General features: G+C 45.6%; 14 protein-coding genes. 6 read left to right on the top strand and 8 right to left on the bottom strand.

Annotated features, from left to right (window positions below; all coding sequences use genetic code 11):
• Positions 1–102: 102 nt before the first annotated feature.
• The 3 genes from R7Q09_RS11880 (at position 103) to dhaR (ending at position 3,939) form a co-directional block, all read left to right on the top strand.
• Positions 103–1,251: a mannitol-1-phosphate 5-dehydrogenase gene (locus R7Q09_RS11880; RefSeq protein ID WP_262658968.1), complete on the top strand. Its 1,149-nt coding sequence runs from the start codon at positions 103–105 to the stop codon at positions 1,249–1,251.
• 86 nt (positions 1,252–1,337) lie between these two features.
• Positions 1,338–1,868, top strand: coding sequence for an MltR family transcriptional regulator (locus R7Q09_RS11875; RefSeq protein WP_005379708.1), 531 nt, complete (start codon positions 1,338–1,340; stop codon positions 1,866–1,868).
• Positions 1,869–2,013: 145 nt separating this feature from the next.
• On the top strand, positions 2,014–3,939 hold the full coding sequence (dhaR, locus tag R7Q09_RS11870) for a dihydroxyacetone kinase operon transcriptional regulator DhaR (RefSeq protein ID WP_318070468.1): 1,926 nt from the start codon (positions 2,014–2,016) through the stop codon (positions 3,937–3,939).
• Between the two features lie 80 nt (positions 3,940–4,019).
• Here dhaR and ptsP read toward each other — a convergent pair whose 3' ends face one another.
• From ptsP to dhaK, 3 genes are read right to left on the bottom strand one after another with little or no spacing between them, the layout of a single operon-like run.
• On the bottom strand, positions 4,020–6,419 hold the full coding sequence (ptsP, locus tag R7Q09_RS11865) for a phosphoenolpyruvate--protein phosphotransferase (RefSeq protein WP_318070467.1): 2,400 nt from the start codon (positions 6,417–6,419) through the stop codon (positions 4,020–4,022).
• Between the two features lies 1 nt (position 6,420).
• Positions 6,421–7,056 (bottom strand): dihydroxyacetone kinase subunit DhaL, encoded by a 636-nt coding sequence (gene dhaL / locus R7Q09_RS11860; protein WP_213912270.1) that lies wholly within the window; start codon positions 7,054–7,056, stop codon positions 6,421–6,423.
• Positions 7,057–7,071: 15 nt separating this feature from the next.
• A complete protein-coding gene (dhaK, locus tag R7Q09_RS11855) occupies positions 7,072–8,130 on the bottom strand; it encodes a dihydroxyacetone kinase subunit DhaK (RefSeq protein WP_020904270.1) in 1,059 nt (352 codons plus the stop codon).
• Between the two features lie 353 nt (positions 8,131–8,483).
• Between dhaK and R7Q09_RS11850 the strand changes: the two genes are divergently transcribed.
• The gene (locus R7Q09_RS11850; protein WP_005379703.1) at positions 8,484–9,566 is read left to right on the top strand and encodes a glycerol dehydrogenase; all 1,083 of its coding nucleotides are present in this window, start codon (positions 8,484–8,486) and stop codon (positions 9,564–9,566) included.
• Positions 9,567–9,656: 90 nt separating this feature from the next.
• Here the strand turns inward: R7Q09_RS11850 and glmS are convergent, their stop codons facing one another.
• Entirely contained in the window at positions 9,657–11,489 is a 1,833-nt protein-coding gene (glmS, locus tag R7Q09_RS11845; protein ID WP_033906046.1) for a glutamine--fructose-6-phosphate transaminase (isomerizing), read from the bottom strand.
• 110 nt (positions 11,490–11,599) lie between these two features.
• Positions 11,600–12,361 carry a DeoR/GlpR family DNA-binding transcription regulator gene (locus R7Q09_RS11840; RefSeq protein ID WP_005379701.1) on the bottom strand — a complete coding sequence of 254 codons (762 nt, stop codon included), beginning with the start codon at positions 12,359–12,361 and terminating at the stop codon, positions 11,600–11,602.
• A 433-nt stretch (positions 12,362–12,794) separates the two neighbouring features.
• Between R7Q09_RS11840 and pykF the strand changes: the two genes are divergently transcribed.
• Together pykF and R7Q09_RS11830 are read left to right on the top strand one after the other, a co-directional pair.
• A complete protein-coding gene (pykF, locus tag R7Q09_RS11835; RefSeq protein ID WP_005392243.1) occupies positions 12,795–14,207 on the top strand; it encodes a pyruvate kinase PykF in 1,413 nt (470 codons plus the stop codon).
• A gap of 157 nt (positions 14,208–14,364) precedes the next feature.
• Positions 14,365–15,051: a GntR family transcriptional regulator gene (locus R7Q09_RS11830; RefSeq protein WP_081248147.1), complete on the top strand. Its 687-nt coding sequence runs from the start codon at positions 14,365–14,367 to the stop codon at positions 15,049–15,051.
• Positions 15,052–15,105: 54 nt separating this feature from the next.
• On the opposite strand, the gene R7Q09_RS11825 is transcribed toward R7Q09_RS11830, so the two are convergent.
• From R7Q09_RS11825 to R7Q09_RS11815, 3 genes are all read right to left on the bottom strand, one after another.
• On the bottom strand, positions 15,106–16,986 hold the full coding sequence (locus tag R7Q09_RS11825) for a GGDEF domain-containing protein (protein ID WP_064353597.1): 1,881 nt from the start codon (positions 16,984–16,986) through the stop codon (positions 15,106–15,108).
• Positions 16,987–17,096: 110 nt separating this feature from the next.
• Positions 17,097–17,591, bottom strand: coding sequence for an acetolactate synthase small subunit (gene ilvN, locus R7Q09_RS11820; RefSeq protein WP_005379697.1), 495 nt, complete (start codon positions 17,589–17,591; stop codon positions 17,097–17,099).
• 1 nt (position 17,592) lies between these two features.
• Entirely contained in the window at positions 17,593–19,317 is a 1,725-nt protein-coding gene (locus R7Q09_RS11815) for an acetolactate synthase 3 large subunit (protein ID WP_005379695.1), read from the bottom strand.
• Positions 19,318–19,657: the final 340 nt, after the last annotated feature.

Below are 19,657 nucleotides of genomic sequence, written 5' to 3'. Positions count from 1 at the left end.
TAATTTGCTCCTGAGGCAAATGAGGTCAGCTGTCACCCCCTATGCGGTTGGCCTCCCCCTAGTTTCGTAAGTCAACATTTTAGACATTGGTAGGTAAGAATTATGAAAAACGCAGTTCATTTTGGCGCAGGTAACATTGGTCGTGGCTTCATCGGTAAACTATTAGCAGACGCAGAAGTCGAGGTGACATTCGCAGACGTTGACGCTCCACTCGTCGACCAACTGAGTCACAAGCAAGAATACAAAGTAAAAGTGGTCGGTACTGAGTGCCTAATCGACACAGTAACTCACGTCACCGCAGTAAACTCAGCCAGTGAAGATGTCATTGACCGCCTTGTAAAAACCGACTTGGTCACAACAGCGGTTGGCCCTAACGTACTGGACATCATTGCAAAAACCATCGCTACCGGCATTGCTAAACGCTTTGCAGCAGGTAACGATAAACCATTGAACATCATCGCGTGTGAAAACATGGTTCGCGGCACCACACACCTAAAAGGTGAGGTGTACAAACACTTAGATGAATCATTACACGCAAAAACAGACGAGTTGGTTGGCTTTGTCGATTCAGCGGTAGACCGTATCGTCCCACCAGCAGAAGCGGCGAACGATGACCCACTAGAAGTGACGGTAGAAAGCTTTAGCGAATGGATTGTGGATGAGCAGCAATTCAAGGGCGAAATCCCTGACATAGCTGGCATGGAAAGAACCAACAACCTAATGGCATTCGTAGAACGCAAGCTATTCACTCTCAATACAGGCCACTGCATTACCGCTTACCTAGGTTGCTTGAAAGGCCATCGCACCATTCGTGAAGCAATTGAAGACCCAAGCATTCACGCTGAAGTAAAACAGGCGATGCAAGAGAGTGGTGAAGTGCTGATCAAACGCTACGGCTTCGACCGTGACATGCACAACGCCTACATCGAGAAGATTTTAGGACGCTTTGCCAACCCATACTTAGTGGATGAGGTGGATCGCGTAGGTCGTCAACCAATTCGAAAATTGGGTGCAAACGATAGATTAGTGAAGCCTTTACTCGGTACAATTGAGTATGGCACTGAAAATCAAACACTTTTGAAAGGCATTGCCGCTGCGTTGAAGTACACTAACGACACTGACCCACAAGCCGTAGAGCTACAAAACTCATTAAAAGAAGTGGGAGTGAAGAAGACGCTAGCGACATACACAGGTCTTGCAGAAGACAGCGATGAAGTGGCTCAAATCGAGACACTTTACAACCAACTTTGATTTACCTAGGGGAGCTCGGCTCCCCTTCTATGTCCTTCTCTGCTTGAAGAGTTGGGATAGCTAATAATTAGAAATGTATTCAGTATATGGCAGATAACATCAACGAAACCGAGATCATTGAGCGATTAAACAGCGCACCATCGGTACGAGGCTTTTTCATTGCAGCAGTCGACGTTTTTAACGATTCGATCGACGGGTTAGTGCAAAGAATCTTTCGTAAAGATAACTTCGCTGTTCAATCGGTTGTCGGTCCGCTGCTACAAGACTCTGGACCGCTGGGCGATCTGTCTGTTCGTTTGAAGTTATTGTTTGGCTTGGGAGTGCTCCCCGATGACATTTACCACGACATCGAAGACATCATCAAACTCAAAAACCAACTCAATAGTGACGCTTCAGATTACGAATTCACTGACCCGAATATTCTAGAACCAATTAAGAAACTGCACTTGGTGAAGAAAATGGGCATGGTACAACTGGAAGTCAGCGAACCAGATGACGACATCGACCTTGAGTTTTATCAGCTACAACTGCAACGTCAACAACAAATCATTAAGTCAGGGCTCTCACTTGCCATTGTCGAGATTTGCAATGAGCTCGGCAAAGACAGCCCTTTTTAATCGAAAAACTGGCACGGAAGCCTCCTCAACTCGCCCCTCTTTTTGCACATTCTTCTATACAACGTGCGTGAAAGCCATCACAGTCCATATTCCGATGTCTCTGTAACATCAGACCAATCTATCGCTAGTATTGAAACGGTATCGCATGCTTTCAATCGAAGACACTAAAACTAAGTGGGAGTTTTTCCAGAAACACCACTGGGTATCTCCAGAATTTTCCCGCACTCCCGTCCTCGAGTCGTGGGAGCGTTGCATAAAGCAATGCAGCCCTTACACCTGGTCAAAACCACATATTGCCTCTGGATTTACCTTCTCATCTCTAATGAAGCGCAACGAACATCTCATCGAATGCGCCACGACCGTACTTGAAGACACTTACGACATGCTAGGTGACGAAGACCTGGTATTGATGGTAACCGATGGCAACGGCTGTATTCTCTCCACCGTCGGGCACGACTCTATGCGACAAGAGATGCAAACGCTCGGCATAAAACAAGGCTGTTTTCTCTCCGAAGGAAAGATAGGCACAAATGCAGTCAATCTCTGTATCAACACTCATATCCCGTGTGAAGTTTTTGCCGCCGAACATTTCAATCGCCACTTGCACTCTTATGCCTCTGTAGCGGCGCCTGTTTTCGACCAATTTGGCAAATTACGCGGTACAACATGCCTTTTCAGAAAAGCGGAAAGCTATAAGAAAGAAGACTTAGTCATCATCGCGTCGAGCGCGAAAGAAGTCAGCTTGCAAATCCACATTCAGTCGGAACAAGAGAACATGAACCGCCTCACTTGTGCGCATAACGCAACGTTAGAGTGCATGGATGACGGCCTTCTAGCGTGGGATGAAGAAAATCGCATCACCATGGTAAATCACCAGTCCGAGCGTTTGTTAAACATTGAAGCCAGTCAGGTCTTGGATAAAGAAGTCTTTTCTGTTTTACGCTTCCCACCGAATGTCCTTACTAGTATTGAGTCAGGTGCGAGCATAAACCGTAAACTCACAACGGTAGAGGTTCGTGGCGAGTTTGTTGAAGCGATCATCACCTTGCGTCCACTCAACGACGGCACACACTTATTGTTCTTGCACCCTATCGATAAAATTCGCGAACTTGCTCAACAACAAATAGGTGGCAGTGCGCGCTATACGTTCAGTACTTTGCCAGTCATCTCACGAAAAATGAAGCATGTCATTACCGTGGCAAAACGGGCCATAAAGTCAAAATCACCGATTCTAATTACAGGTGAAGAAGGCGTAGGAAAAGCCACTCTCGCCATGGCGCTCCATAACGAAAGCACTTACAAAGAAGGGCCGTTCATTACGCTCAACTGCCGCTCCATCAATACAGAGCAACTGGTCAAAGAAACTCTGGGGTATGACGAAGGGCAAGGCATGCCTTCAAAGTTTGAGCTCGCCCATGGCGGTACGCTCTTTTTAGAAAAGGTGGAATATCTGTCGCCCGATTTACAAGCAGTGCTACTTAAGTTGTTAAAAACTGGGCTCGTCAGCCGCAGCGACAGTTTGCGATTGATCCCCGTAGATTTTCAACTTATTACCAGCACCGCTTCAGAGATCAGCGAGTATGTCACTCAGCGCTCATTTGGTCGGCAACTTTATTATGAAATCTCCTCGAACGAGCTGCATATTCCGCCACTACGAAAGCGTAAAGAAGACATTGAATTTCTCGTCCAGCAACTTATCAGCCATTATGAACGCCGCCACAATGTGACGATCTCGATAGAGCCAGTCGCACTGGAAGCGTTGATGAATTTTCGTTGGTCAGGCAACAACTCTGAATTAAGAAATCGAACTGAGCGAATTTTGCTTAACCGCAGTTCCAACTTAATCAAGCTGAACGATATTCCTGAAGACATTAAACTGAATTCTCGCCATACCGCAGAAAATACGCCAGTAATCACGTTAGAAGAAGCCGAGAGAAGAGCGATTGTTCAGGCTTGGAATCAGTGTGATGGCAAAATGCATGATATGGCGAAAGCATTGCAAATTGGCCGCACGACCTTATGGAGAAAAATTAATAAGTTTGGGCTGCAGGAGCAAATGAAGCTGTATTAAGTCGTGAATTGGCGTTCCTATAACAAAAGTAAAACCGGCGTAAGCACGCCGGTACAGGTGTACTAACGATAAGGTATCGATTAAACATCGACAGACAACTGACGAATCTGCGCTTTTAGTCCCGGTAGCATGCTCGAACTGGCGCTGAATTTTCGCAACCCCACGCGAAGCAATGTTTCTGTGACATTTGGATCGCCAGCCATCTCACCACACATACTAACCGTTATGCCCGCGCGATCGCCTGCTGCACACGTGAGCTCAATGGCTTTTAGTACCGATGGTTCAAAGTAGTTCACCAATTCAGCAACGGCGGCGTTACCTCGATCGGCGGCCATAACATATTGAGTCAAATCATTGGTGCCGATAGAGAAAAAGTCGACTTCTTGGGCTAACGCATCAGCATTTAATACCGCGGCTGGCACCTCAATCATAATACCAACGGGCAAATGAGTCGCATCCAAGCCGAGTTGGTTTGCTTGATGCGCCAACAGCGCTTTTACTTTTCTCACTTCTTCAACCTGAGCCACCATCGGTATCATCAATTGAATATTCGGTTGCTCGTGAAAGGCTCTCAGAATGGCTCGAAGTTGAGCGGTAAACAATGACTCATGTTGAAGACACAACCGCACCCCTCTCAAACCTAAAAATGGATTATCTTCTGCTGGCATAGGATAAGCGGCTAAAGGCTTGTCACCGCCAACATCTAGACTACGAATCGTAAGTGGCTTATCACCAAGTGCGGCAGCAATATCACGATACACTTGATATTGCGCTTCCTCAGTCGGCAACTCATCACTGTTTTGAAATAGAAACTCAGTCCGAAATAGACCAACGCCCTCAGCCCCCGATGTTAGTGCATCATCAATATCTTTCGGTCCACCAATATTGGCGAATACTTGAATATGGACACCATCACAGGTGACTGCGACTTGCTGAGCACTCGCTAGTGCACTCTGTCGGGAGTTTTGCCACTCAATTTGCTGAGCTTCTAATTCCTGCTGTACGGCATCTGAAGGAGAGAACCATAAATGCCCTCGGAAGCCATCAATAGTCACCACTTGACCAGCACGCACAGCATCAAGGCAGCCCTGAGCTTTAACGATGGCAGGAATCCCCATCGCACGAGCAAGAATCGCACTGTGAGAGGTTTTCCCTCCCTCATTCAAACAGATACCAAGCACTTTCGATTTATCAAGCCCGGCCACATCAGAAGGCATCAGGTCGCGGGCCAACAAAATACTCGGTTCCTGAATGTCGATGGCATTAGGCGTTACGCCTGTCATTTCGACCATAACTTGGCGTGCGATATCATGTACATCTGCTTCGCGTTCCCGCATGTACTGACTTTCTGCCTGGCGAAACTCTTCGGCCAACGTTTGCAGTGATTCTACCCAAGCTTGCTCGGCTATCATGCCCGTTTGAATTCGCGACTCGACCGATGCCCATAATTCTGGGTCACTGAGCATCATGCTATGAGCAGAAAATATTTCCCCTTTCGGCTGCTTCGCTTGCTCCTGCAAATGTTGAACAACCACGCCTATCGCACGCTTAACCCGTTCAATTTCATCTTGTTCACTTTGGAAATCACGTTCAGGCACTGCTGGCATTTCATGAGTAAAAAGGACAGCAGGAGCAGTAGCGATACCGTCATTGACTCGAATACCAACAACAGCACCTTCAATCTGACTTGAGGCCATGCCATCGAGCAGAGTATCTGAACTTTCTTCAGGTTCGACAATGCCTTGCTCAACCGCCTCTTTTTCTCCGAAGTGCTCACTAGCTAAGGCCTCAAATGCCTTGATTGCTTCACTGGATTGAGGTCCAAGTGCGCATAAGGTGATCGTCTCTTGACTACGAACGCCAAGTTTCGCAATGCTGTTCAAGCTTTTCGCGTTCACACGGCGCTCGCCTTTTTTCAACCATAATTGGCAGTCGAAAGGCGCGAGTGCACCAACAATGGCCGCAGCGGGACGAGCATGTAATCCATGCGGATTTTGCACTACCCAATCAAATGTCCGTTCTTGCTCAAAGTTTTCTGATACTGGCGCTATCTCAGCGGATGTTAGTGGCTGATCACCAAGATGCTCTTGTTTTACGCTTAACGCATTCTGTGCCTCTTCGACTACCGTCGATAAAGGTAGTCCGGCAGCAGCAGCCACCGACGCCGCCATGGTTCCTTCAACAATAGGTGCCGAGATAAGGGTGACATTTTCCCTCACATGATCATCAATCAGGTCCAGAGCCATTTCCGTGCTAAGCAACGCGCTGCCAAGATCCATCAACACAACAACCCCTTGTTGATCTTGTACCTGCTCAATCGCTTCCATCACGGCAATGGCATCGGTTCCGATCGGGTTCTCTGGATCATCAATCCCAGCAGCAATCGCAAGCTTGGCTTTGCCTTGCGTCATTTGGGTGGCAAGTTCTGCCACCCCTTCTGCAAGTCGACGACTATGAGATACAACTACAATTCCCACCATCTTAATTACCTGCTATTGCCTGCTGGAGTCCTTTAATCATTAACAAAGAAGAGGTTGCACCGGGATCTTGGTGACCAATACTACGTTCCCCCAGATAGCTTGCTCGCCCTTTTTTCGCCAACATTTCAATCGTGGCAACCGCGTTCGTTTCTGCTAGCTCAACCATTTCATTCAGTAAGTGATCGGCGCTCATGCCATTTTCTAACGACGCCTTCACGCTAACTAAGACGGGTAACCAAACATCACACATGGTTTTATCACCCAGCTCTGCTTTACCACGAGACACCACGCCATCCACACCGCTTTTTAGTGCATCCACTAACTCTTCAAACGTTAATTGCTCTCGAGTTCCGACAGCGGCAGCCGTGCGAATAAACAGCGTGCCATACAGCGGGCCACTTGCCCCACCGACACTAGAAAGCAAGGTCATGCCCGTATTCTTGAGAATGCTGCCGATATTTTGGTCCGCAAATTGCGGCAGTTTTTCAGCAACTTTTTTAAAGCCTCGGTTCATATTGAGACCATGGTCTGCGTCACCAATATCACGATCAAGGTCGGTCAGAAAATCTTGATTCTCTTGATACGTTTTTGCACATAACTCTAACCAGTGAACGATATGTTGTTTTTCAATTTGCATGTTTGCTCCCCCCTGTTACCACTTGATCGCAGCCGTATCGACAGGAGCATCAAACAGCTCCAACATCTCTTTATCTGCTTTCAGCAACGTAATTGAAACGCCTTCCATATCAAGTGACGTACAAAAGTTACCGACCATATTACGCACGATACGGAACCCCGCTTGCTCGCAGTTATGGGCAAGACGGCGGTACACTCCGTAAAGCTCAGAAATTGGCGTTCCGCCCATACCATTCACCATCACAATATAGTCGTGTTCAGCGGCGAAAGGCTCAATGCTGGATTCCACTTCATCCCATTCACCTTCGTCACGATTCCAAATACGCAATGTGCGCTGATAAGGCGTGTTTTCAGCAACTTCAGCAAACATCTCATCCACTAACGTATCGGCGTCGGTGTATTTCACTCGCTTGATACCTGGTTCACCATGGATACCAACACCAAACTCCACTTCATCATCTTCCAGAACAAAAGATGGTTTACCCGCAGCTGGCACAACACAAGCATTAAGCGCCACGCCAAATGAACGACAGTGATTATTAACGCGACGAGCCAGTGCTTCACATTGCTCCAGCGAATAACCTTTGTTCGCGGCAGCACCAACTAACTTCTCAACTAATACCGTTCCAGCAACACCACGACGACCAGCGGTGTACAGGCTGTCTTTGACCGCAACATCGTCATCCACCAACACCGCCCCAACTTTGATACCATCGGTATGAAGCAGCTCCACGGCCGTTTCAAAGTTCAACACATCACCGGTGTAGTTTTTAATGATAAACAGCACGCCTTCACCAGTATTCACTTGGTTACCACATTCGTACATTTGATCTGGCGTAGGTGAAGTAAATACCTCTCCAGGGCAAGCACCTGTCAGCATGCCTTTACCAATAAAACCTGCGTGTAAAGGTTCATGACCACAGCCACCACCAGAAACCAATGCCACTTGCCCCGGCGTTTCCTCATGCCACATGTAACGAGGTTCGTAGTTAGCTTTTAGCTCAGGGCGGGACAATGCCAGGCCTTCCATTTGCTGCAATACAACATCATCGACTTGGTTAATTAACTTTTTCATCGTTCTATCTCATTCCATTTATATTTTTATGTAGGGTATGAATTCATCTTAAACAGAGAAAAAGCGTACTCAACAAAAATCAATCTGTTTCATATTGAAACAAAATCTTCGACATTCTCGTTTCAATATGAAACAAAAAACGACAAATTTTCCTGAATAGTGATCGTCGCCATAAAGCATGCTGATGCTTATTACTTCTGACAGTCGGTTTGACACAGAGGTCATAAAAGCATGGAACAAAATCAGAGATATCCTTAACCACTTACCACACCAAACCTAATATAAACCTTATCGCTACAATGGATTTTCATTGCAGTCAAAAACACACATAAAAAAGGTTAAAGGTTTGAATTATGGATAAAATTATTATCAGCCCAAGCAAATACGTCCAAGGTGAACAAGTACTTACATCTATCGCTCACTATGTGAAAACATTAGGTGAACGTCCGTTAGTAATTGCTGATGAGTTCGTGACTAACCTGGTTGGTGATGACGTCAAACAAAGCTTTGCTGACGAGAAGCTTCCACTCACTATGAACATTTTTGGTGGCGAATGTTCGCGCGTTGAGATTGAACGCATCACGGACATTTGTGCGACTCAAAAACATGATGTCATTGTCGGTATTGGTGGCGGTAAAACGTTAGATACAGCAAAGGCTGTTGCGTTTTACACCAAAATTCCTGTCGTGGTGGTTCCTACGATTGCCTCGACTGATGCGCCAACCTCAGCGCTTGCGGTGATATACACACCTGAAGGTGAATTTGCAGAATATTTGATGATCCCTAAAAACCCAGACATGGTCATCATGGATACGTCAGTCATCGCCAAAGCCCCAGTTCGCTTACTTGTATCGGGGATGGGCGACGCGCTTTCCACCTACTTTGAAGCTCGTGCCAATATGACTTCTGGTAAGGCAACAATGGCTGGTGGGTTAGCGACGCGTTCAGCACAAGCGCTTGCGAAACTTTGCTATGAAACCTTGCTTGAAGATGGTGTAAAAGCAAAAGCTGCGGTAGAAAATGGTGTGAGCACCAAAGCGGTAGAAAACATTATTGAAGCCAATACATACCTAAGCGGTATCGGTTTTGAAAGCAGTGGTCTAGCGGGTGCTCACGCTATTCATAACGGCCTAACTAAGCTTGAAGAGTGTCATCATCTCTATCATGGTGAGAAAGTCGCGTTCGGCACACTTGTTCAGCTGGTACTAGAAAACGCAGCGATGGAAGAGATTAATACGGTTCTTGCATTCTGCCGCTCTGTAGGTCTACCAACCAACTTATTTGATATGGGCGTTAAAGAGCTTAACCACGCTAAGTTGCGCGAGGTCGCCGAAGCCTCAACGGCCGAGGGAGAAACCATCCACAATATGCCATTCCCAGTGACGGCAGAAAATGTCTACTCTGCAATTCTAACCGCTCACCAGTTGGGTCAATAACCCCCCCCCCCCCCCCTTAAAGTGGGCTTAAATAAAAAAGCGGCACATACTCTCGCATGTGCCGCTCAGGATTTTTGCTGTTAAGCGTAATTACTCAACCGTCACCGCTTTCGCTAGGTTACGTGGTTGGTCTACGTCCGTACCTTTGATCAGTGCTACGTAGTAAGACAGCAACTGCATAGGGATGGTGTAGTAGATCGCCGCCGTGATTTCACTAACGTGAGGCATCGTGATGATCTTCATTGTCTCATCGCCTTCGAAGCCTGCATCTGCATCTGCGAATACGTATAGAAGGCCGCCACGCGCACGCACTTCTTCAACGTTTGATTTTAGCTTTTCAAGTAGGTCGTTGCTTGGTGCAACCACAACAACTGGCATGTCAGCATCAATTAGAGCCAGAGGACCGTGTTTTAGTTCACCCGCCGCGTACGCTTCTGCGTGGATGTAAGAGATCTCTTTCAGTTTTAGAGACGCTTCCATCGCGATTGGGTAGAACTCGCCACGGCCTAGGAACAATGTGTGGTGCTTGTCTGCAAAATCCGTTGCTAGTGCTTCAATTTCTTTCTCGAAAGAAAGTGCCGCGTTGATTTGCTTAGGAAGTGCGTGTAGCGCTTCAACAATCTCTTTTTCTTTCTCTTTGCTGATGCGACCTTGCTCTTTACCCAGTGCCGTTACCAGCATAAGTAGTGCAGAAAGCTGAGTCGTGAACGCTTTAGTTGAAGCCACACCGATTTCAACACCAGCGCGAGTCATGAATGCAAAATCTGATTCACGAACCAAAGAGGAACCCGCTACGTTACAGATGGTCATCGCCGCCATGTAACCTTTCTCTTTTGCTAGGCGAAGTGCTGCTAGCGTATCAGCGGTTTCACCAGACTGAGACAACGTGATCAATAGGCTGTTTGGACGAGTCACAAACTTGCGGTAACGGAATTCAGACGCAATTTCTACATCACAGCTAACGCCTGCAATGTCTTCAAACCAGTAACGTGCCGTCATACCTGCGTTGTAAGACGTACCACACGCCACGATTTGTACGTGTTCTACTTTGCTTAGAATGTCTGCCGCGTGCACACCGATCGCGTCTGTCACAACAGAGTCTGCCGTGATACGACCTTCCATTGTGTTGATCAACGCTTTAGGTTGCTCATAGATTTCTTTTTGCATGAAGTGACGGTATTGACCTTTATCACCTGCATCATGCTCTGCATTAGATTCAACTATTTCACGCTCAACTGGCTCACCCGTTGCATCAAACACAGTGACTTCACGGCGAGTAATTTCTGCTACGTCACCTTCTTCTAAGTACATGAAACGGCGCGTAACGTTAAGTAATGCAAGTTGGTCAGACGCTAGGAAGTTTTCACCTACACCAAAACCGATCACGATCGGGCTGCCTGAACGTGCTACTACGATGCGAGATGGGTCTTTGCGATCCAACGCTACCGTGCCGTATGCGCCTTCAAGTTGTTTTGCTGTTTTTTGTACCGCTTCTAATAGCGTTTCTGAAGTACGAAGTTCCCACTCAACCATGTGTGCGATAACTTCTGTATCCGTTTGCGATTCAAACACGTAGCCACGAGATTGAAGCAACTCACGCAGCTCTTCATGGTTTTCGATGATGCCGTTATGGACCACTGCGATATCACCAGACATGTGTGGGTGAGCATTGATTTCAGAAGGTTCACCGTGCGTCGCCCAACGAGTGTGCGCAATACCAGTTCCGCCGATCACTTTTGCTTCTTCTACTGCATCAGCCAATTCTTGTACTTTACCCAAGCGACGAACGCGCGTTAGGTTTGATTCGCCATCAACAACCGCAACGCCAGCAGAGTCGTAACCGCGGTACTCTAAGCGGCGTAGACCTTCAACCAAAATTTCTGCAACATCTCGTTGTGCTACTGCACCTACGATTCCACACATGTGTTTATCTCCGTTTGTAGTTTTGTTCTTCCCTAGCCATGATTTCAAATAGAGGCAGCAAGCAAAGGCCTTTATCCAGAGGGAAGTAAAATATGAAACTGATTACATTATTAGGCGCAAATGACTTTCACGCCATGTTGTTCAATCTGTACTTTATGCTCTGCTTGGATATCTGCATCGGTCACCAACACATCAACTTGATGCCAAGCGAGCTCTAAGTTTGGGATCTTACGGCCGATTTTTTCGGACTCGATCATTACGATCACTTCACGTGACGCTTCTGCCATTACCTTACTTAAGCCAACCAACTCATTAAATGTCGTGGTTCCACGCTCGAGATCGATGCCATCCGCACCGATGAATAGTTGGTCAAAGTCGTAAGCTCGTAATACAGATTCGGCCACTTTGCCTTGAAAGGACTCTGAGTGCGTATCCCAAGTACCACCAGTCATCAGCAGTGTCGGTTCGCTCTCTAATTCATTTAGGGCGTTAGCAACATGCAACGAGTTGGTCATGACCACTAAGCCACGTTTGTCATTCAACTGTTGAATCAGCGCGGCAGTCGTGCTGCCACTGTCGATCACGATGCGATTATGATCGCGAATCAATGATGCAGCTGCTTTTGCTAAGCTTAACTTTCGAGTCGAAACATTAGCGCCCAATTCTTCGTGAATGACTTCCTTTGGGATAGCAATCGCACCGCCATAGCGGCGTAGAAGTTGGCCGTTTTTCTCTAAAGAAGCTAAATCCTTTCTAATCGTGACCTCTGAGGTTTCGAATTTCTGAGCAAGTTCATCAACGCTGACTTCTCCTAGTTCAGAAACCAAGTTAGAAATGGCGTGTCTTCTTAATTGAGTATTTCGTTTCGACATTTAAGTTTTGATTTTAAGTTTCGATGTGAAACTTATTATAGTCAAACCGAAACTTTTAAGTCCATTTATTTCGATCCAAAAAATTAATATTTCTCGATAAAACCTTGTCCTAAGACAATTCTTAAACAGTGATATTGGATTCATTCAGTGGTAGAATTCGCCACCGAAAAGAAAAAAAATTACAGAATTGAAGGCTATTTTTTTGCAACTTTCTGCATATAAAGTGGGATTAGTCACAAAAAGGTAACCAAAATCGCCGATCTTTTAGTCATAAAATGACTAAACTTGGTGAAAGACTTTCAGAATCTGAAGTTCTAATAATGAGACGAAAAATCGGTGGGTGACAGGTACTAAATGTCATCAAAAACGTCCTGACTTCAGAGTAAATAACCGACTTTCAAATTGTAACTATACTTACCGGAGAGTATCTTCCATGAAAAAGACCAAAATCGTATGTACGATTGGCCCTAAAACAGAATCTGTAGAGAAGCTAACTGAACTAGTTAACGCAGGCATGAACGTAATGCGCCTTAACTTCTCTCACGGTGACTACGAAGAACACGGCACTCGTATCGCGAACTTCCGTAAAGTAATGGAAGCTACTGGCAAACCACTAGCAATTCTTCTAGATACTAAAGGTCCAGAAATCCGCACTATCAAGCTAGAAGGCGGTAACGATGTTGATCTAGTAGCAGGTCAAGAATTCACTTTCACAACTGACACTTCAGTTGTAGGTAACAAAGATAAAGTTGCAGTAACTTACGCTGGCTTCGCAGCGGACCTAAACGTTGGTAACACTATCCTAGTAGACGACGGTCTAATCGAGATGGAAGTTATCTCTAAGACTGAAACTGAAGTAAAATGTAAAGTTCTTAACAACGGTGCACTAGGCGAAAACAAAGGTGTTAACCTTCCTGGCGTTTCTGTAAACCTACCTGCACTATCTGAAAAAGATAAGAACGACCTTAAGTTTGGTTGTGAGCAAGGCGTTGACTTCGTAGCAGCTTCTTTCATCCGTAAAGCGTCTGACGTTCAAGAAATCCGTGAAGTACTTGCTGCAAACGGCGGCGAGAACATCCACATCATCTCTAAGATCGAAAACCAAGAAGGTGTTGATAACTTCGACGAGATCCTAGAGCTTTCTGACGGCATCATGGTTGCACGTGGTGACCTAGGTGTGGAAATCCCAGCTGAAGAAGTAATCTTCGCTCAGAAAATGATGATCGAGAAGTGTAACCGTGCACGTAAGATGGTTATCACAGCAACTCAAATGCTTGATTCTATGATCAACAACCCACGTCCTACTCGTGCGGAAGCAGGCGACGTTGCTAACGCGGTAATGGACGGTACTGACGCAGTAATGCTTTCTGGTGAAACGGCGAAAGGTAAATACCCTGTTGAAGCGGTAACTATCATGGCTCAAATCGCGAACCGTACTGACTCAGCGCTAAAAGCCGAACTAGGTTCTCGTCTAGACAGCCCACGCCTACGCATCACTGAAGCAGTATGTAAAGGTGCAGTAGACACAGCTGAGAAACTAGCTGCTCCACTTATCGTTGTTGCAACTGAAGGCGGTAAGTCTGCACGTTCAGTACGTAAGTACTTCCCAACTGCAAACATTCTAGCGCTAACAACTAACAAGAAAACTGCTGCACAGCTAGTTCTAACTAAAGGTGTTACTCCTGTAGTTGTTGATTCAATCGAAAGCACTGACGCATTCTACGTAGCGGGTAAAGAACTTGCTCTAGAATCAGGTCTAGGTAACAAAGGCGATATCGTTGTTATGGTTTCTGGCGCTCTAGTTGCTTCAGGTACTACGAACACAGCTTCTGTACACGTGCTATAAGACTGAACTTTTAACACTTCAGTTTCTTGAGAAGGAGGGCTTATGCCCTCCTTTTTTATATGGCTTTCTTGCTCTCATAATAGGCTAATTGTATTATTTACCTCTATCAGAATTTCGTACTGTTTAATTTTATCGTCACGATTAAAGTTTCTATGAGGTGTATGTGTCTAGTCCCACTCTTACCGACAAAGTATTAAGAATGATCCGTCAGGATATTCTCGATGGCGAGCTTAAACCAGGTCAAAAACTCGTGGTTGCCGAACTCAAAGAGAAGTACAACGTAGGAGCGTCACCCATTCGAGAAGCATTGGTGCAATTATCTTGGAGCAAGTACGTCAAACTCGAGCCGCAAAAAGGCTGCTGGGTTGCACCTGTATGTAAAGATGAGTTACATGACTTGTACGAAAGCCTGCAAATGGTCTCCGCATGCTTACTCAGTAAGGCAATTATGATTGGCGATGAAAAATGGGAACTGGATGTACTAACTGCTTATCACAAGTTATCCCGAGTAAAACCTGGCGAAAGCTTTTGTTGGAGGGAATGGGAAGAGCGCCAAAATCAGTTTCTTACTGCGCTGTTTGAAGGTGCTGGCTCTGTCAATATGTTTGGGTTTTTCCACGATCTACTCACGCAAATTAAACGCTACCAATACTTCGCGATGCAGATTTTAGGCACAGGGAACCCTGGGCACTGTAATCTCGATGAGCAAGAAATACTGATGAAGGCATCGCTAGACAAAAAGAGTCAGGATGCTTTAGGTTATCTAGAGCGTTATTTGAGACAGTCAATACAGTGTATCGAAGCCGCCATCGACAACCAATGTCGCATACTGGCTAGCGAATAACGCTGAGACTAAAAAGCGGGGGTCTATCCCCGTTTTTTCGTTTTTGTAAAAGCACTAAGCAATATCATCATAACTATGACATAGCGATACGCAGTTACGCCCTGCACTTTTTGACTCATACAAAGCAATATCAGCACATTTATACGTTCTTGTACGATCAGAGGTTAAATCACTATACCCAGCACTGACAGTAATGCCTCTATCACTACGCATTTGAACCGCGACACGTAGCCTGTTCAATACAATTTCAGCCTCTTCTAGTGTTGTATGCGGCATAATCACTGCAAATTCCTCACCACCGACACGAGATACAAAGTCTGTGCTGCGGACTTCTTCTAGGAGGGTTTCTGCGACACTACAAATCACTTTGTCTCCTTCGTCGTGGCCAAGCTCGTCATTAATACGTTTAAAATGGTCAATATCAAACAACGCCAAACAAGCAGGAGGGCTATCAGGATAGCGTTCAATAATCCCCGCATATTGCGCCAATTGCTCTTCAAATTTTCGGCGGTTCCACAACCCCGTCAAGCCATCTTTTTCGCTTAGGTTTCGTAATTTTTCTTCTAACTCTTTTTGCCCAGAGATATCCACCAGCGACGTAATGTAATAACTCACTTTACCTGATTTGGTTAAATTCGCCTGAATACGCATTATTGCGGTAAAGACTTGATTAAACTTAGTTCGACAACGAATCTCCCCTTCCCATACGTGTTCACTCTTCAGTGTTTTCCAGATACTCAGGTTTGCTTCGAGATCTTCAGGTAAGAGAATTAAATGATGTGCACTCCAACCTTGGGCATGCTTGGTTGAGTAACCCATCATGTTTTCAAACTCTTGATTAACCATGATGATTCTATGCGAAGCATCCGAGATCATCACCGCAGTCATACCATCAAGAGCAGCTCGAGCCAACTTCGATTCCATACTATGACGCCGATAATGCAGAGCAAGGGCTGCCGTCGGCAAAGTGAAGCCGAGCACCAAACTTAGAACAAAAAACGCTTCTTGGATTAAGTCATCAATATCCCTCTGAGCTCGGGATAATAACTGCTCATTGGTAAGATCAATAACCAGATGAAGAGGTTCGCTAGAAACAAACTGGATGGTGCGATACACGACCAAATTCGAACCATTGTAAGCATAGCCCGAATCTTTTGAGTTTAAACTACGCCAAATGTTTGGGTACATCCGGCCAAAATTAAATTGAGAGCGAGCGGGAATTATATGGCCATACAAACGAGCTGATTTAGGGCTATCAATGTAAAATCCGTCACTCTTAATCAGCTCAATATGGAAATCAAGCACTGACGAATAGTTGAGTCGAGAGGATAAATAGTCAATATCAACATTAAGCACAAGATACCCTTCGCGCTTTCCGTTAAGCGAAATAGGCATCAAAATACGCAGTGACGGACTATAGGGATAGACTAACTCGCCATACTCTCGTTCTAAACCTATCCCCCACGAAGCGATTTCGCCATCGTCTAAGTTCTTAGCGAATTGAAAGTAATCTCGCTCTGACTTATTTTGCAATTTGATCGCGGGCAACGCAGCGCCTGTTTCAATATCATAATTAATCCTCACTTTTTCTCGACCAGAAACATCAAGAAAGCGAATTTGCTTATACAACTTTTGATTGATTGCGACCGAGATCCACATGTCTTCTAAGATGGAACGGTTCACCCGGTTAGGTTGGCGCAGATATTCATACAGACTTTGGCTGTGACCAAGTAGGTCACTGATCGTTTCGATTTGATCCTGAATATTGCTGTATTCACGGCCAGTATAGGCCAATTGATGTAACGCTTCTTGAGCGGTGTTCTCAACATTGTTTTCTAACAACGTCAGATATTTCTGATAGTAGTAAGCGGCAGTGAGTGCACTAAAAAATAGTGCTGTCGCCAATAAGGTGCCGACTCGCTTAGGTACTTTCACACGTCTAATGCCTATCATGCTTACTAAAACGACAATTATATCATTAATTGTTATTTTCTAAACAAAAAAGCCACTTAGATTAAGTGGCTTTTCTATATGCAATCAGAGAGTTAAGGTTTGAGGGCTCGCTCTCCTCGCGCAATGCCAACGACACCACTACGAGCAACTTCGACAACCTCGGTCACTTCGGATATCGCTTGAATGAAGGCATCTAGCTTTTCACTCGTACCCGCAAGTTGTACGGTGTATTGAGAAGCCGTGACATCCACGATCTGGCCACGAAAGATGTCTGCCGTCCGCTTCACTTCTGCTCGCGCAAAACCACTGGCTTTCACTTTCACCATCATCAGTTCACGTTCAATGTGCTCATACTCGGTGACTTCTTGTACTTTCAGCACATCGATCAATTTGTGTAACTGCTTCTGAATTTGTTCCAACTGCATCTCATCAGATGTCGTGGTAATGTTCATTCGCGACAGGGTTTCATCATCAGTCGGTGATACCGTCAAAGATTCAATGTTGTAACCACGTTGAGAGAACAAACCAACAACACGAGACAACGCACCCGGTTGGTTTTCCAATAGCAATGAAATAATGTGTCTCATATTAAGTTCTCTCCGTTTTGCTTAGCCACATTTTATCCATACCCTCACCTTTGATTTGCATCGGGTATACGTGTTCGGTTTCGTCTACGTTGATGTCCACAAACACCAGACGATCTTTCATATCCAACGCTTTTTGTAGCCCTTCTTCGAGCTGATCAGGCGTTTCGATACGAATACCGACGTGACCATAAGCTTCTGCAATCGCTGCAAAGTCAGGAACAGAACTCATGTAAGAATTAGAGTGACGACCTTGATAAATAATGTCTTGCCACTGTTTTACCATGCCTAAGAATCGGTTGTTCAGGTTGATGATCTTCACCGGAATGTCGTATTGCATGGCTGTCGACAATTCTTGAATATTCATCTGAATACTGCCGTCACCAGTCACAACCACGACCTCTTCTTGTGGCATGGCAAACTTCACGCCCATGCCAGCCGGAAGACCAAATCCCATGGTGCCAAGACCACCAGAGTTTATCCAACGGCGCGGCTTATTGAATGGGTAGTACAACGCCGCAAACATCTGATGCTGGCCCACATCAGACGCCACATATGCGTCACCATTAGTTAGCTTGTGCAGCGTTTCAATTACTTGCTGTGGCTTGATTCGTTCTGGAGACGTTTCATAAGACAAGCAGTTACGGTCACGCCATACTTGAATGTCATCCCACCATGCGGTGATAGCATCTTGATCATTTCCACTACCTTGCTCTGCAAGCAGCCCGAGCATGGTTGTCAGCACTTTTTCCGCAGAACCTACGATCGGCAAATCCACTTTCACGTTTTTCGAGATCGATGACGGATCGATATCAATATGCATCACTTTTGCGTTTGGGCAGTACTTTTCAAGGTTGTTGGTTGTACGGTCATCAAAACGCACACCGATACCAAAAATAAGATCCGCTTCATGCATTGCCATATTAGCTTCGTAAGTGCCGTGCATACCCAACATGCCCAGTGAGTTTTTATGTGTACCCGGGAATGCCCCCAAGCCCATCAAAGTACTCACAACGGGTAGGTTCAGTTTGTCGGAAAGCTCTAAAATATGTTCATGGGCGCCAGAAATCACCGCACCACCACCGATATAAAGCACTGGTTTTTTCGCTTCTAATAGCGATTTAAGCGCTTTTTTAATCTGGCCTTTATGGCCCGAAGTTGTCGGCTTGTAAGAGCGCATTGAAAGCGTTTCTGGATATTGATAAGGCAGTTTGATTTGCGGGTTCATTACATCTTTTGGCAAATCAATCACAACTGGACCAGGTCGACCTGTAGTCGCGATATAAAACGCTTTTTTGATTGTTTCAGGAATATCTTCCGCTTTTTTTACTAAAAAGCTGTGTTTGACCACTGGGCGGGAGACACCGACGATGTCACACTCTTGGAAAGCATCATTACCAATTAGGCTATTCGGTACGTTACCCGAGATAACGATCATTGGGATAGAGTCCATATACGCTGTTGCAATACCCGTAATGGTATTGGTCGCGCCCGGCCCCGAGCACACAAGTACGACACCCGGTTTACCGGTAGCTCGAGCGTAACCATCTGCCATATGAGTGGCGGCTTGCTCATGCCTTACAAGTACGTGTTTGATTTGATCGGTTTTGGCATGCAGTGCATCGTAGATATCCAAAACAGAGCCACCTGGGTAGCCAAAGATCTGCTCTACGTGCTCTTCTATCAGAGATTGAACCACCATCTCTGCGCCTGACAACATTGCTGTCATAATTGCTCTCCTTAGCCAGTTTCCTCACCGTAAGGTCAACGGATTGGTCTGGTTTTACATAGTCTAGGTCTTATTCGTAGCCTAATCGAAATACTTCCACGTTTTCGGCTATGTCTTGCGTTCGTCATAACATCCCGCAAGGTTACCCAACAAATGTAACGTTTTATTATCAAAGGGTCTAATGAGAGATTGATCTACTTTTTAAACAAGATACTAGTAATTAGAATGTTAGTAGGAATAGCAGCCACACATCTCCTATTTCACAGTACAACCTAAAAACTCAACGCTCAAAAAAAGAACATTATTTCATAAGCTTTTAGCTACAGAGGGCGAAATAGCG

Source organism: Vibrio sp. 2130-1 (genome assembly GCF_033339515.1).
The sequence above is the reverse complement of the archived record's forward strand: the minus strand, read 5'-3'. Positions and strand labels throughout refer to the sequence as shown.

Excerpts from the sequence above, each read along its gene's own strand:
- R7Q09_RS11880 (WP_262658968.1), top strand. The coding sequence starts at position 103 with ATGAAAAACGCAGTTCATTTTGGCGCAGGTAACATTGGTCGTGGCTTC.
- R7Q09_RS11875 (WP_005379708.1), top strand. The coding sequence starts at position 1,338 with ATGGCAGATAACATCAACGAAACCGAGATCATTGAGCGATTAAACAGC.
- dhaR (WP_318070468.1), top strand. The coding sequence starts at position 2,014 with ATGCTTTCAATCGAAGACACTAAAACTAAGTGGGAGTTTTTCCAGAAA.
- ptsP (WP_318070467.1), bottom strand. The coding sequence starts at position 6,419 with ATGGTGGGAATTGTAGTTGTATCTCATAGTCGTCGACTTGCAGAAGGG.
- dhaL (WP_213912270.1), bottom strand. The coding sequence starts at position 7,056 with ATGCAAATTGAAAAACAACATATCGTTCACTGGTTAGAGTTATGTGCA.
- dhaK (WP_020904270.1), bottom strand. The coding sequence starts at position 8,130 with ATGAAAAAGTTAATTAACCAAGTCGATGATGTTGTATTGCAGCAAATG.
- R7Q09_RS11850 (WP_005379703.1), top strand. The coding sequence starts at position 8,484 with ATGGATAAAATTATTATCAGCCCAAGCAAATACGTCCAAGGTGAACAA.
- glmS (WP_033906046.1), bottom strand. The coding sequence starts at position 11,489 with ATGTGTGGAATCGTAGGTGCAGTAGCACAACGAGATGTTGCAGAAATT.
- R7Q09_RS11840 (WP_005379701.1), bottom strand. The coding sequence starts at position 12,361 with ATGTCGAAACGAAATACTCAATTAAGAAGACACGCCATTTCTAACTTG.
- pykF (WP_005392243.1), top strand. The coding sequence starts at position 12,795 with ATGAAAAAGACCAAAATCGTATGTACGATTGGCCCTAAAACAGAATCT.
- ilvN (WP_005379697.1), bottom strand. The coding sequence starts at position 17,591 with ATGAGACACATTATTTCATTGCTATTGGAAAACCAACCGGGTGCGTTG.
- R7Q09_RS11815 (WP_005379695.1), bottom strand. The coding sequence starts at position 19,317 with ATGACAGCAATGTTGTCAGGCGCAGAGATGGTGGTTCAATCTCTGATA.